16 protein-coding genes are annotated in these 12,138 nt (G+C 64.8%); 13 read left to right on the plus strand and 3 right to left on the minus strand.

Annotated features, from left to right (window positions below):
* Positions 1 to 15: 15 nt before the first annotated feature.
* The 4 genes from AC066S_RS21290 (at position 16) to AC066S_RS21305 (ending at position 2,321) form a co-directional block, all read left to right on the plus strand.
* The gene (locus tag AC066S_RS21290) at positions 16 to 366 is read left to right on the plus strand and encodes an ArsR/SmtB family transcription factor (RefSeq protein ID WP_028137430.1); all 351 of its coding nucleotides are present in this window, start codon (positions 16 to 18) and stop codon (positions 364 to 366) included.
* A 72-nt stretch (positions 367 to 438) separates the two neighbouring features.
* Complete coding sequence (locus AC066S_RS21295) at positions 439 to 1,518, plus strand: YeeE/YedE family protein (RefSeq protein WP_478270534.1); 1,080 nt, start codon at positions 439 to 441, stop codon at positions 1,516 to 1,518.
* 139 nt (positions 1,519 to 1,657) lie between these two features.
* Entirely contained in the window at positions 1,658 to 1,888 is a 231-nt protein-coding gene (locus tag AC066S_RS21300) for a hypothetical protein (RefSeq protein ID WP_478270579.1), read from the plus strand.
* Positions 1,889 to 1,922: 34 nt separating this feature from the next.
* Positions 1,923 to 2,321, plus strand: coding sequence for a hypothetical protein (locus tag AC066S_RS21305; protein WP_135169130.1), 399 nt, complete (start codon positions 1,923 to 1,925; stop codon positions 2,319 to 2,321).
* 155 nt (positions 2,322 to 2,476) lie between these two features.
* Here the strand turns inward: AC066S_RS21305 and AC066S_RS21310 are convergent, their stop codons facing one another.
* The gene (locus AC066S_RS21310; protein WP_126260943.1) at positions 2,477 to 3,040 is read right to left on the minus strand and encodes an SET domain-containing protein; all 564 of its coding nucleotides are present in this window, start codon (positions 3,038 to 3,040) and stop codon (positions 2,477 to 2,479) included.
* Between the two features lie 163 nt (positions 3,041 to 3,203).
* Between AC066S_RS21310 and AC066S_RS21315 the strand changes: the two genes are divergently transcribed.
* On the plus strand, positions 3,204 to 3,806 hold the full coding sequence (locus AC066S_RS21315) for a hypothetical protein (RefSeq protein ID WP_164718998.1): 603 nt from the start codon (positions 3,204 to 3,206) through the stop codon (positions 3,804 to 3,806).
* A gap of 116 nt (positions 3,807 to 3,922) precedes the next feature.
* On the opposite strand, the gene AC066S_RS21320 is transcribed toward AC066S_RS21315, so the two are convergent.
* Positions 3,923 to 4,651, minus strand: coding sequence for a TetR/AcrR family transcriptional regulator (locus tag AC066S_RS21320; RefSeq protein WP_478270535.1), 729 nt, complete (start codon positions 4,649 to 4,651; stop codon positions 3,923 to 3,925).
* A gap of 106 nt (positions 4,652 to 4,757) precedes the next feature.
* Here AC066S_RS21320 and AC066S_RS21325 point away from each other — a divergent pair, with 106 nt between their 5' ends.
* From AC066S_RS21325 to AC066S_RS21350, 6 genes are all read left to right on the plus strand, one after another.
* The gene (locus AC066S_RS21325; protein ID WP_478270536.1) at positions 4,758 to 6,155 is read left to right on the plus strand and encodes a carotenoid oxygenase family protein; all 1,398 of its coding nucleotides are present in this window, start codon (positions 4,758 to 4,760) and stop codon (positions 6,153 to 6,155) included.
* Positions 6,156 to 6,215: 60 nt separating this feature from the next.
* Complete coding sequence (locus AC066S_RS21330) at positions 6,216 to 6,479, plus strand: hypothetical protein (protein WP_126260794.1); 264 nt, start codon at positions 6,216 to 6,218, stop codon at positions 6,477 to 6,479.
* Between the two features lie 76 nt (positions 6,480 to 6,555).
* Positions 6,556 to 7,131, plus strand: coding sequence for a hypothetical protein (locus AC066S_RS21335; protein WP_478270537.1), 576 nt, complete (start codon positions 6,556 to 6,558; stop codon positions 7,129 to 7,131).
* A 12-nt stretch (positions 7,132 to 7,143) separates the two neighbouring features.
* On the plus strand, positions 7,144 to 7,698 hold the full coding sequence (locus AC066S_RS21340) for an inner membrane-spanning protein YciB (RefSeq protein WP_478270538.1): 555 nt from the start codon (positions 7,144 to 7,146) through the stop codon (positions 7,696 to 7,698).
* 105 nt (positions 7,699 to 7,803) lie between these two features.
* The gene (locus AC066S_RS21345; RefSeq protein WP_028181202.1) at positions 7,804 to 8,100 is read left to right on the plus strand and encodes a hypothetical protein; all 297 of its coding nucleotides are present in this window, start codon (positions 7,804 to 7,806) and stop codon (positions 8,098 to 8,100) included.
* Positions 8,101 to 8,117: 17 nt separating this feature from the next.
* Positions 8,118 to 9,035, plus strand: coding sequence for an SH3 domain-containing protein (locus AC066S_RS21350; protein WP_478270539.1), 918 nt, complete (start codon positions 8,118 to 8,120; stop codon positions 9,033 to 9,035).
* Between the two features lie 158 nt (positions 9,036 to 9,193).
* On the opposite strand, the gene AC066S_RS21355 is transcribed toward AC066S_RS21350, so the two are convergent.
* Complete coding sequence (locus tag AC066S_RS21355; RefSeq protein ID WP_126260790.1) at positions 9,194 to 10,849, minus strand: fumarate hydratase; 1,656 nt, start codon at positions 10,847 to 10,849, stop codon at positions 9,194 to 9,196.
* Between the two features lie 210 nt (positions 10,850 to 11,059).
* On the opposite strand from AC066S_RS21355, the gene AC066S_RS21360 reads away from it, so the two are divergent.
* Together AC066S_RS21360 and AC066S_RS21365 are read left to right on the plus strand one after the other, a co-directional pair.
* Positions 11,060 to 11,533 carry a hypothetical protein gene (locus AC066S_RS21360; RefSeq protein WP_126260789.1) on the plus strand — a complete coding sequence of 158 codons (474 nt, stop codon included), beginning with the start codon at positions 11,060 to 11,062 and terminating at the stop codon, positions 11,531 to 11,533.
* 336 nt (positions 11,534 to 11,869) lie between these two features.
* Positions 11,870 to 12,043: a hypothetical protein gene (locus tag AC066S_RS21365; RefSeq protein WP_164937146.1), complete on the plus strand. Its 174-nt coding sequence runs from the start codon at positions 11,870 to 11,872 to the stop codon at positions 12,041 to 12,043.
* The last annotated feature ends 95 nt before the right edge of the window (positions 12,044 to 12,138 follow it).

Here is a 12,138-nt window from a genome sequence, read left to right on the forward strand (position 1 = left end):
GAGGAACTTGACGCGATGCCGTTGCCAAAGCTGAAGGAGATCGAGGGCTCCGCCGAACTCGAGCAGATGATCGAGAAGGCGCGCGAGGCGAGCGACATGCTCAAGGCGCTGTCGCATGAATCCCGCTTGCTGCTGCTCTGCATCCTCGCCGAGGGCGAGAAGTCCGTGACCGAGCTCGAGCAATTCCTCGGCGAGCGGCAGTCGACGGTATCCCAGCAGCTCGCACGGTTGAGGCTCGACCGTCTGGTCACCACCCGCCGCGACGGCAAGACCATTTACTACAGCCTCGCCAGCGAGGACGTCCGCAAGATACTGACCGCCGTCTACGACGTGTTCTGCGAGCCGGTGCGCCGGCGGCGCCGGTAATTATCCGCTCTGGCTTTCCGCAAACCCTCCGGCGCAAGCTGCCCGGAACGGCAACAAACATCTCCGGGAGGAATGCTGAACCCGTCGACCATAGCGTTTGCATGCGGGCTTGCAGCCGGCGCCGTGCTCGGTGTCGCGGGTCGCGCGGGACGATTTTGCACTCTGGCGATGCTCGAGGATGCGTTCTTCGGGTCGGATTTGCGTCGGCTGAAGTCCTTTGCGCTGGCTGCGGCCGTGGCGCTGCTGGCGACCCAGGCGCTCGCCGAGTTCGGCATCGTCGATCTGTCGCGGTCGATCTACCTGACGCCGTCGCTCGGGCTTGGCGGCGCGATTCTGGGCGGGTTGACGTTCGGCATCGGCATGGCGCTGGTCGGCACCTGCGGCTTCGGCACGTTGGTCCGTGTCGGCGGCGGAGATCTGCGCGCCATCGTGGTCTTTCTTGTGCTCGGCCTCTCGGCGCTCGCAACCATGCGCGGCATCACGGGCGTGCTGCGCATGATGCTGATCGAGCCGTTGTCCCTGCGGCTCTCCGAGGGCAGCGACCAGACGCTGACCTCGCTTCTCGGTGCGGGAGGCGCGCTGCGCGCGTTCCTCGTCGTCTCGATCGCCACGGCGCTCGCCGTCTGGGCTCTCGCGGACGGCAGGCTGGTGCGATCGCCGCGACTGCTGGCCTCCGGCCTTGCCGTCGGCGGCGCGATCGCATTCGGCTGGTTCGCGACCGGCTGGCTTGCCGATGACGAATTCGACTCGGTCCGCGTCTCCTCGCTCAGCTTCGTCGCGCCGCTCGGCGACACCATCCTCTACATCGCCACCTTCTCCGGGGCGCGGCTGAATTTTGGGATCGGTTCCGTCGCCGGCGTCGTGGCAGGCTCATTCGCCGCAGCGATGCTGGCGCGCGGCTTCCGTTGGGAGGCCTGCGACGACGCACGCGAATTGAAGCGTCACATGACCGGCGCGCTCCTGATGGGCATCGGGGGCGTCATGTCGATGGGATGCACGATCGGCCAGGGATTGACCGCGTTCTCGACCCTCGCCGTCTCGGCGCCGATCACCCTACTGGCGATCGCCTGCGGAGCCCGACTCGGGCTCGAGTTCACGATGACCGGCGAATGGTTGCCGGCTCTGCGCAGGCTGTTTGGCGTCTCGACGTAGCCGGGACCACCGGGATTTCTCGCGAATTGCGAGCAGCGTCGAACATCCCAAGACTGTCCTGAATAGCGATCTGCCTTACCCCTGAGGTAATCGAATTGGCCCGCGGGCCGGCGCATCTTCGGTTCTACAGGAGATGACCATGATCGCGCTGCTGCTCTACCGGACCATCGCAGACCACCTTGTTCCCTGGGCCCTGGCGCTCGCGACCCGCATGCTGGCGCGCAGCCTCAACATGCCCGAGCCGCTGGTGCATTCGACCGGCGATTACGTGGTCGCACAGGTCATCGCCTTCGAGCACGGCGTCGGCAGAAGCCTCTGCCCCTACCGTCTCGCCCGCCGGCTCCGCGCCTGGTGGCGCGGACGGCCGTGAACTCGACCTCACCCCACAAGCAAGGAGACCGACCATGATCGTTGCATCCACTTTCCTCCGCCGCGCCCTGCTGGCCGATGCCGTCTTCAGCGGCGTCGCCGCCCTCGGCTTCGCCTTCGGCGCGAGCACCTTCGCTGCGCTGTTCAACCTGCCCGAGGCGCTGCTGCGCGAGACCGGTCTGTTCCTGATCGCCTACGCCGCGCTGGTCGGCTGGCTCGCTTCGCGCGCCGCGGTGGCGAGGGCGCTCGTGCTGCTGGTCGTGGTCGGCAACGCGGCCTGGACCGTCGGCAGCATCGCGCTGCTGCTCTCCGGCGCGGTGTCGCCGAACCTCGCCGGCGAGCTCATGGTCGTCGCGCAGGCAATCGCCACGGGCGTGTTCGCAGAGTTGCAATATGTGGGCTTGCGAAGGAGCGGGAGCGTGGCGGCGGCGTGAGGCCAAGTCACCGTCAAGTCACCGTCATTCCGGGCTGGTGCGCGAGCACCAGACCCGGAATCTCGAAATTCCGGGCTCGATGCTGCGCATCGCCCCGGAATGACACCTGACGATGCGCTCCTTACGTAGCATGCCAGCGGAGCTGGAAGCGCAGGCTACGCCGGCGCGCGGGCCTTGCCGACGGCGTGACCGTTGAGCTTCTTGTTGGCGGCCTTGTTCTTGAGGCCCTTCGCGCCCGACTTCTCGGCCTTGCGCTCGCTGCGCGCCTTCACCTTGGCACGTTCGGCCCGCGCCTCGGCGCGCAGCTTCTTGCGCTTCTTCTCGCAGGAATCGCACTTGCAGCCGATCGGCTTCAGATAGGCTTTGAAATAATCGGTGCCGTAATCGTAGTTGATCTCGTCGCCCGGCTCGATGTTCTTGATGGCGCGGATGAACACCTTGCGCTCGCGCGGCCGGACGTCGGACTCGGCGTTGGGCCGGCAGGAATGATTGATGTAGCGGGCAAGATTCTTGCGCACCGACCCGTCGATGGTCCAGCGGCCGTTGAGCTCGAACAGGTACTTGTTCTCGATCTCGTCGTGCGCTGGAATCCGCGAATCCAGGATCGGTCCGAAATAGCGGATGATCCTTGTGCCCTTCTTGATCGGCTTGGTGGCGAAGAGGCCGAGTCCGGTCTTGGAGCGGCCGACACGATAAGGTTTGTTCGAGATGGCTGGCATGATCGAGAGAATGAGGACGCGAACGAGGCTGGAGAAGCCCAAGCGAAGCCGCTCTTCTAGAACGATTCCGCGGCGCTGTCAGGTATATCCCGTCGCAGTTTGAACCTTGCCCACAATCAAGACGTCTGATGGGACGAAGTTCCCACGCCCTCGAGGCCTCATGATGAACCACGCCAGCATAGGTCTTGCCGTCTTGATGACCTGCATCGGCCTGAACAGTGCCGACGCCCAATCCGTGGGCAGCATCTACACCTCGACGGCGCCAAAAGATTGCCGCCAGATCGGTAGAGCCAGCGAGCTCGACGGCAGTACCGCGCGGGCATGTCCGGGCAAGAGCGGCCTCCTGGTGCTGGTTGCCGAGGACGATCTTCGCGAAATCGTCTCGGTCGGCCGCAATCGCAAGCAAGCCGCCGAGGAACCGGCCGCCAAGGCCTGGTTCGCGCCGTTCAATTGGTCGGAGAACACGATCGAATGGCGCGCGGTGGGCGCAAAGCCGTTTGCGATCATCCAGCGTTGGCACATTGCCGACAACAGCGATCCCGACAAGCAGGGACGGCCGAATACCAAAGCCATGCTGGTCGTGACCCGGCTGCCGCCCGGCCCGGTCTGCCACGTCGCCTATGTCGATGCGATCGCCAATCCCACCGCCAATGAGCTTGCGCGCAAGGCCGCGGACGATTCCGCCCGTGGCTTCGCTTGCGGCAAGGACGAGGTGAAGATCATCGGCACGCGCGGCCGCGCCGTCGAGCTTGCGACGATGCGCTAAAGCATGATCCGGAAAAGTGCGCAGCGGTTTTCCGAAAAGATCATGCTTAAACAACAACCTAAAGCGCGATGACGATTCATCCTAATCGCATCGCGCTTTAGGCGCCCCAAACGGCGCTATACAGGATGCTTCGGGGACACGGGCGCGGTCAGCATCGCCTCGAGCAGGCGCTCGGCCGTGGTCCCCTCGGGCAACCGCCCGAGGATGTCCTCGAGCCGTCCGTCGAGCAGCAGCATGGTGAAGCCGTGCACCATCGACCAGGCGCGTGCGATGGCGGCGCCCTGGTTCAGCGTCAGCGTGTCGCCGCTGATCTGCTCCTGCCGCATCGCGCCGATGGCATTCGCGAGCCCGGCAAAGGAGGCTTCGGCGGCCTCGTGCAGCGAGGGCCTGGAATAATCCAGCCGCTCGGAGCGGAACATGATGCCGTACATGCCGGGATGAGTCTGCGCATAGGCGACATAAGCCTTCGGCCGCGCCAGCGCGGCTTCGAGCGGCGTGGCGGCGGCATCGCAGGACGCGGTCATCGCCGCGTTGAACTGCCGGAAGCCCACGGCCGCGAGCTCGCTGAGGAGGCCGGTGAGATCGCCGAAATGGTGGGTGGGCGCGGCGTGCGAAACGCCCGCCTCGCGTGCCACCGCGCGTAGTGTGAGGCCCGCGAGCCCGTCGCGTTCCAGCACCCGTTCGGCGGCCTGGAGCAGCGCCTCGCGCAAGGCGCCGTGATGGTATGGCGCCTCAGTTTTCGCGCTCGTGGTACGGCGTGCCGGACGCGATGCCGCGGTCGACGTCGTTTTTCTGGAGGCACGCGGCCTTCGTGCGGCTTCGCTCTTGGTGTCGGTCTTGATCATTTGCAAGCTATATGACGCAATATTGACAGTGTAAAGATTTCGCTTGACCGGATTGGCAATCGACGCTATTTGATCTTTACGATGTAAAGATACGGAGGATATGCCCGTGCAGCACGACGCCATTGCCGAGCGCCGGAACAATATCGCGCCGATCCCGTTCGAGGCGGACGCGCCATTCCTGACGATCATCGGCGAATTGCCGCGGGATCTGAACGGCACGCTCTATCGCAACGGTCCCAATCCGCAGTTCTCTTCGCCCGGCGCGCATTGGTTCGTCGGCGACGGCATGCTGCACGCCTTCCACCTCGAGAACGGCCGCGCCAGCTACCGCAACCGCTGGGTCCGCACGCCGAAATGGCTTGCCGAGCACGACGCCGGCCGCGCTTTGTTCGGCGGCTTCGGCCGCAAGCTTCCGGATGCCCCGGCTGATCTCACCGACGGCGGCGTCGCCAACACCAACATCATCTTCCATGCCGGCAAGCTGCTTGCGCTGGAAGAGGCGCATCTGCCGACCGAGATCGAACCGGGCACGCTGGCGACCCGCGGCTATCACAACTATCAGGGCCGCCTCGCCGGCAGTTTCACCGCACATCCGAAGATCGATCCCATCACCGGCGAACTGGTGTTCTTCGGCTACAACGCCGCCGGGCCGTTGACCTCTGCCCTCTCCTACGGCTCGATCGATGCTTCCGGCAAGGCGATTCGCTTCGAGCGGTTCGAGGCGCCCTATGCCAGCATGGTGCACGACTTCATCGTCACCGCGAACCATGTGCTGTTTCCGATCCTCCCCATTACCGGCAGCATGGAGCGCGCAATGAGCGGGCGGCCGCCCTACGCCTGGGAGCCGGACAAGGGCGCCTATGTCGGCGTGATGAAGCGCAGCGGCGCGGCAAAGGACATCGTCTGGTTCCGTGCCGAAGCCTGCTACGTCTTCCACGTCATGAACGCGTGGGAGGATGACAATCGCATCGTCGCGGACGTCATGCAGTTCGAGGAAGCGCCGCTGTTTCCGCATCCCGACGGTCGGCCGACCGATCCGGAGAAGTCGCGCGCCCGGCACTGCCGCTGGACGTTCGACCTCTCAGGCAATACCGACCGCTTCCAGCAGACGTATCTTGACGATCTCACCGGCGAATTCCCCCGCATCGACGACCGCCGCGCCGGGCTGAAGAACCGTCACGGCTGGTACGCCTGCGCCAATCCGAAACTGCCGATGTTCGGCGCGCTTTCCGGCGTCGTCCATGTCGACGGCAATGGAAGGCGGCTCGGCCATTATCTGCTGCCCGCCGGCGACACCATTTCCGAACCTGTGTTCGTCGAGCGATCGAAGGATGCGACTGAGGGCGACGGCTGGCTGCTCGCGGTGATCTGGCGGGCGCGAGAGAACCGCAGCGACCTCGCGGTGTTCAACGCCACCGATGTCGAGGCGGGTCCCGTCGCGCTGGTGCAGCTCGGCCACCGCGTGCCCGATGGCTTTCACGGCAATTGGGTGGGCGCGCAGTAGCGCCCGTCACTCCGGGGCGTCCCAAAGCCACAGCACGACGTGTCACCAAGGAAGCACCGCATGCAGATGCCCGCAATCGCCGCCCACTTCCTGGCCGTGATCGCCCTGATCTGCGCCGTCGCTGCCCTCCATATGATCCAGCTGCGGCGGAGCGGCCAGGTCATCTTCAACGGCGGCATCCTGTTCGCCCTCGGCCTCGCGATCGCCTGCGCGCTGCCGGTTTTGTCACACCTGCCCTGGGCCGAAATCGCCGCAGAGGTGTCCGACCAAACGACTGCGGCCATTCAGCTTTTATACGCCGCCTACGTTATTTTGACACTGTAAAGATTTGACTTGACCCGGCGCCGCTCCTGAACTATCGATCTTTACATCGTAAAGATTCACCTGACCGAGGTGGCCCATGGCGATCTTCCTGATCCTCGCGCCCTACGGCGTTTTCACCTTTCTGATGCTGGTGACGTCGGCCGCCTCGAGCGTGTTCGCGGCCTCCGCGATCTGCCTCGCAACCGTCGCGATCGATGTCGTGCGTGGCCGCTCGGTGAAGACCCTGGCCGCAGGCTCGGCGGTCGTGTTCGCCGCCATCGGGCTCTACCTCGCGCTGGTCGATCCGCAGTTCGGCGCGCTCGGCGTCAAGCTGTCGGTCGACATCGGCATCCTCGTCATCTCGCTCGGCTCGATGCTGCTCCGCCGTCCTTTCACGCTGCAATATGCGCTGGAAGCGGTGCCGGCCGAGACCGCGGCGATGCCCGGCTTTCTCCATGCCAATTACGTCATCACCGGCGCCTGGACCGCGGCCGCGCTGTTGATGGCGGCCGCCAATCTCGTGCTGATCTACGTCCCCGGCCTGCCGCTCTGGTCGAGCCTTGCAGTCGCCTTCGCCGCTCGGAACAGCGCGGTTTACTTCACAAAATGGTATCCCGAGTATCGCCAGATCAAGTACGGTACGCCGGCCCGCGCATTGCCGAACGCCCGCTGAACAGGACTGCCGATGAAGGTCGTATTCGCCCGCCTCGCCTCCGATCTCTTCTCCGCCATCCTCTTCCTGGTCATCTATCTCGTCACCGACAACGTCATCCTGGCAACGTCGGTGGCGATCGCCGGCGCGGTCGCGCAGGTGATCCACGCGCGCATCAGGGGGCAGCACCTCAATTACATGACGTATGCGAGCCTCGCGCTCGTCGTCGGCCTCGGCACGATCACGCTGCTGACCAACGATCCCCGCTTCATGATGGCCAAGCCTTCGATCGCGCATTTCGCGATCGGCTTCATCATGCTCAAGCGCGGCTGGATGCTGCGCTACATGCCGCCGATGGTCGTCGAGGCCGTTCCGGAATATGTGACGGCTGCGGGCTATGCCTGGGCCGCGCTGATGTTCGTGCTCGGCGCCGGCATGATCGTCGTCGCATCGACCGGCGATTTGAAGCTGTGGGCGTTCTACCTCACGGTGGTCGCAGGCGGCGGCAAGATCCTGGCCTTTGCCGTTCAATACGTCGTTCTGCGCCTCATCGTCACCAGCCGCCGGCGCGCCGCCGCCCGCGCCTAAATGCCCTATTCGGGCGTTAGGCAGGAGCTGCGAGTTGGGTTATAGGCTCGCTCGGGACTGACCGCGGATCGTCGCGGTCCGCCGGGATTTGTTCGGGAGACGGGAATGGCCGTAGACGGCAACTGGAATCTGACCATGACGACGCCGATGGGCGAGCGCCAGGCGACGCTGACCCTGCTGAGTTCCGGCGGCACGCTGACGGGCACGCAGGGCGCAGAGGGCAACACCGCAGAGATCTTCGACGGCACCATCAGTGGCGACGCCGTCAACTGGAAGGTTTCCATCACCAATCCGATGCCGTTGACACTCGAGTTTATCGGAAAGGTCTCCGGCGACAGCATGAGCGGCGAGATGGGCATCGGCCCGATGGGCAGCTTTCCGTTTACGGGCGTACGGGCGTAACGCCGCGGCTTCGGCACATGCCCAACATCCGCCTCGTCGCGGCGACGTTGCTGTGTGTCGCAGCATCGGTGGCGGCGCACGCGGAAGACACCGAACCGGCGTGGCGCGCAAGCGCGCTCGCCATGGTGCCGGCAGGCTACGTCGCCGGCCTCGCCTATCGCACGGAAAGTGCGACCGGTTATCTCGCCGTCTATCCCGCGACATCGAACGATCCGAAGACGCCGGCCAGCGTGTTTGCCGCGCGTCAGAGCCTCGTCGTCACGCTGACGCCGGATGCGACGCGCGCGGTCTCAGCCGAATTGAAGCCGCGCCCCGAGCCCGATGACGACGACAGCGATTTCGCAAAACTGCACGCCGAGCTCGCCGAAAAGCGCTCATCGCTGCCCGAGGGCGCCGAGCCCTGCGCTCTCGGCGCCTGGTCCATCGACCAGGATCCCAAAGGCCTCAACGTGCGCGCCGAACCGTCGGTGCAAGGGCGCGTGCTCGGCACGCTGCCGCCGCCCTACCGGCTCAAGCTCGGCGGCGCCGAGAACACGCCCGACGGCGGCTGGCTCACCGAATTCCGCATCATCGGCTTCAAGAACGGCTGGTTCCTGATCGAAGGGGCCAAGCCACCGGGCAAGGACTACGAGGACGAGAAGCGATACCCACGCAGCGCGCCAAAGCCCTATGCCGGGCGTGGCTGGGTCGCCTCCAACAAGGTCGGCGCCAACTACGCCAATGGCGGCACGCGCGCGGGCGGCCTGTTCCAGGCGCCCTTCGTCGACGCCAAATGGATGCCGGCGCAGCGCGAACTCGGCGGCCCGATCGACGCCGACGGCGGGCCGAAGCGGCTCTTGGCCTGCAGTGGCTTCTGGGGTCTGGTCGAGAGTCACGATGGCGTGCGCGGCTGGTGGCGCGCGCTGTGCTCCAACCAGGTCACGAATTGCAGTTGAGTGTTCTCCCTCGCCCCGCTTGCGGGGAGAGGGTTGGGGTGAGGGGGAGTCTCCGCAAGGACGGAGACAGTCGGACTCGTGGAGAGTCCCCTCACCCGGACTTTGCGCCACGCGCAAAGTCCGACCTCTCCCCGCAACCGGGGCGAGGTGAACTAGCCTCAGCCCAAGTTCAGTTCCTTGAAGAAGTCATTCCCCTTGTCGTCGATGATGATGAAGGCGGGGAAGTCGACGACCTCGATGCGCCAGATCGCTTCCATGCCGAGTTCGGGATATTCGAGCACCTCGACCTTCTTGATGCAGTGTTCGGCGAGATTGGCCGCCGCGCCGCCGATCGAGCCGAGATAGAAGCCGCCATACTTCTTGCAGGCCTCGCGCACGGCGGGGGCGCGGTTGCCCTTGGCCACCATCACCATCGAGCCGCCGGCGGCCTGGAACTGGTCGACGAAGGAATCCATGCGGCCGGCGGTGGTCGGACCGAACGCGCCGGAGGCGTAGCCTTCGGGCGTCTTGGCGGGCCCGGCGTAATAGACCGGATGGTTCTTGAAGTAATCCGGCAGCGGCTCGCCCTTCTCCAGCCGCTCACGCAGCTTGGCATGGGCGCTATCGCGCGCGACGATCATGGTGCCGGTCATCGAGACGCGGGTCTTGATCGGATATTTCGAGAACGTCGCCAGAATGTCCTTCATCGGCTGGTTGAGGTCGATCTTGACCACCTCGCCGCCGAGCGACTGCTCGACCTGCGGCAGGTATTGTGCCGGGTTGTGCTCGAGCTCCTCGAGATAGATGCCGTCCTTGGTGATCTTACCGAGCACCTGGCGGTCGGCCGAGCAGGACACGCCGAGCCCGATGGGAAGCGATGCGCCGTGACGCGGCATGCGGATCACGCGCACATCGTGGCAGAAATATTTGCCGCCGAACTGCGCGCCGACGCCGAGCGACTGCGTCATCTTGTGGATTTCCTTCTCCATCTCGACGTCGCGGAAGGCGTTGCCGTCAGGCGAGCCGTGGGTCGGCAGCGCATCGAGATAGCGCGCCGAGGCAAGCTTCACCGTCTTCATGCAGAGCTCGGCCGAGGTGCCGCCGATCACGATGGCGAGGTGATAGGGCGGGCATGCGGCGGTGCCGAGGGTCAGGATCTTTTCCTTCAGGAACGCGAGCAGCCGGTCCTTGGTCAGCACCGAGGGCGTTGCCTGGAACAAAAAGCTCTTGTTGGCGGAGCCGCCGCCTTTCGCCATGAACATGAACTTGTAGGCATCGTCGCCCTCGGCGTAGATCTCGCACTGCGCCGGCATGTTGTTGGCGGTGTTCTTCTCCTCGTACATCGAGAGCGGCGCGACCTGCGAGTAGCGCAGATTGCGGCGCAGGTACGCATCGCGCGCGCCTTCCGAAAGCGCCGCCTCGTCGTCGCCGTCGGTGATGACGTTGCAGCCCTTCTTGCCCATGATGATCGCGGTGCCGGTGTCCTGACACATCGGCAGCACGCCGCCGGCCGCGATGTTGGCATTCTTCAGGAAGTCCAGCGCGACGAACTTGTCGTTGGGGCTGGCCTCATTGTCCTCCAGGATGGCACGGAGCTGCTTCAGATGGCCGGGGCGCAGGTAATGGTTGATGTCGCCGAAAGCCGCCTCCGACAGCGCCCGCAGCGCCTCGCGCGACACCACCAGCATGTCTTTCCCCAGGACCTTCTCCACCCGGACGCCCTCGGACGAAATCTTCTTGTAGGGGGTTTCGTCCTTGCCCAGCGGGAACAGGGGGGTGTGCTTGTAGGGAGGAACGGGCTTGGACTGGTCGGGGAAGGCGGTCGGGGCGTTCATGGGCGAATCCGGGGTTTGGGGCCACGCACGGGCCCTCGCATAGAAGCGTTCTAAGCCCATTTTGGATGGAAAAGGAAGGGACCGGGACGCATGAGAGGGGACGGCGCGGGCGTTTGGGAAGGCGTAGCGCAGCACGTGGAAAGGCCGGACCCCACCCTTGCGCTTCGCGTCCGCCGACGCTTGAATGCGCGCCCTAAGGGGCTTTTCATCATGACATTGAAACTAGACGTCCGCGGCGCGATCCTGGTCGCCGCCGCCATCACCGGCCTTGTGACCCTCACCTCGCCGGCCCGGGCCGACCGCTGCGATGACAGCGCCAAGGAACTGGCGAACCAGGTCGACCGCCTGAAGGTGAATTTCCGGGCACGCAACGTCGTTTACCTCTCGCACCCGGCGGCCAAGGAGCTGTCGGTCGCCTGCCGCGGCGACAAATATTCCATCGAGCTCTATGCCAAGGGCGATCGCAAGCCCAAGCCGGAATTCTACGGGCTGGTGGGGTCGATGGCGGCAATCGTCTTCACCGTGACCAAGGACGACACCACGACCGGCGCGACACGCTGCCTGAAGCGCATGGGCCTGCTCCGCGGCGACAAGGTCAGCATGCGCTATCGCCGGCTCAACATGGAATGCACCCGCACCAAGACGGAGGCTTCCATCGCGATCACCCGCGGCAAGGACGAATAGGCGGCGGCTTTCTCCCTCTGCACTTGCTGCGCACACAGTGCACATGTTGCGCGTCGCTGCTCGCCACGGACTCCGTCATTGCGAGCGAAGCAATCCAGAAATCTCTCCGCGGAAACAGTCTGGATTGCTTCGTCGCATCAGCGCAAGATTGCTACGCAATTTTGTCGCGAGCTCCTCGCAATGACGAGGAGAGATTTGTCATCGCCCTCATCCAGCTAGATGAAGCGCGAGAACAGCCCATCCCCACGCAATCCCTCGCATTTTAACGATTGCCTTGAAGGAATTTTCGCGCCTCGCAGGGCAGGCTCAATTGTTTCCATATGTGAGGATTTGCGGATGAAGGTTTCTACCGTAGCACCGCCGCCGATCGCGATCGTGGTTCCCAGCTACGACACGACCAAGCAGCAGGACGACCAGACCAAGGTCAAGGACGAGGATCCGACCTTCAAGCCGCAACCGCCCGCGCCGCTGCCGCCGGGTCAGGGCACGCGGATCGATCAGCTCGCCTGATCAGGCTTGCCACGGACGGGCCCGATCCGGTTGATCGGGCCTTTCGCACGTCCGGCCGCATCTTTGCCGGATAGCTGCACCAACATCGTGCGCCG

This window comes from Bradyrhizobium sp. CFUWI, assembly GCF_056429085.1.

Coding starts and splice junctions, on each gene's coding strand:
- AC066S_RS21305 (WP_135169130.1), top strand. CDS start 1,923: ATGATCGTTGCATCCACTTTCCTCCGCCGCGCCCTGCTGGCCGATGCC.
- AC066S_RS21315 (WP_164718998.1), top strand. CDS start 3,204: ATGAACCACGCCAGCATAGGTCTTGCCGTCTTGATGACCTGCATCGGC.
- AC066S_RS21290 (WP_028137430.1), top strand. CDS start 16: ATGCCGTTGCCAAAGCTGAAGGAGATCGAGGGCTCCGCCGAACTCGAG.
- AC066S_RS21295 (WP_478270534.1), top strand. CDS start 439: ATGCTGAACCCGTCGACCATAGCGTTTGCATGCGGGCTTGCAGCCGGC.
- AC066S_RS21365 (WP_164937146.1), top strand. CDS start 11,870: ATGAAGGTTTCTACCGTAGCACCGCCGCCGATCGCGATCGTGGTTCCC.
- AC066S_RS21330 (WP_126260794.1), top strand. CDS start 6,216: ATGCAGATGCCCGCAATCGCCGCCCACTTCCTGGCCGTGATCGCCCTG.
- AC066S_RS21340 (WP_478270538.1), top strand. CDS start 7,144: ATGAAGGTCGTATTCGCCCGCCTCGCCTCCGATCTCTTCTCCGCCATC.
- AC066S_RS21335 (WP_478270537.1), top strand. CDS start 6,556: ATGGCGATCTTCCTGATCCTCGCGCCCTACGGCGTTTTCACCTTTCTG.
- AC066S_RS21345 (WP_028181202.1), top strand. CDS start 7,804: ATGGCCGTAGACGGCAACTGGAATCTGACCATGACGACGCCGATGGGC.
- AC066S_RS21300 (WP_478270579.1), top strand. CDS start 1,658: ATGATCGCGCTGCTGCTCTACCGGACCATCGCAGACCACCTTGTTCCC.
- AC066S_RS21350 (WP_478270539.1), top strand. CDS start 8,118: ATGCCCAACATCCGCCTCGTCGCGGCGACGTTGCTGTGTGTCGCAGCA.
- AC066S_RS21320 (WP_478270535.1), bottom strand. CDS start 4,651: ATGATCAAGACCGACACCAAGAGCGAAGCCGCACGAAGGCCGCGTGCC.
- AC066S_RS21360 (WP_126260789.1), top strand. CDS start 11,060: ATGACATTGAAACTAGACGTCCGCGGCGCGATCCTGGTCGCCGCCGCC.
- AC066S_RS21310 (WP_126260943.1), bottom strand. CDS start 3,040: ATGCCAGCCATCTCGAACAAACCTTATCGTGTCGGCCGCTCCAAGACC.
- AC066S_RS21355 (WP_126260790.1), bottom strand. CDS start 10,849: ATGAACGCCCCGACCGCCTTCCCCGACCAGTCCAAGCCCGTTCCTCCC.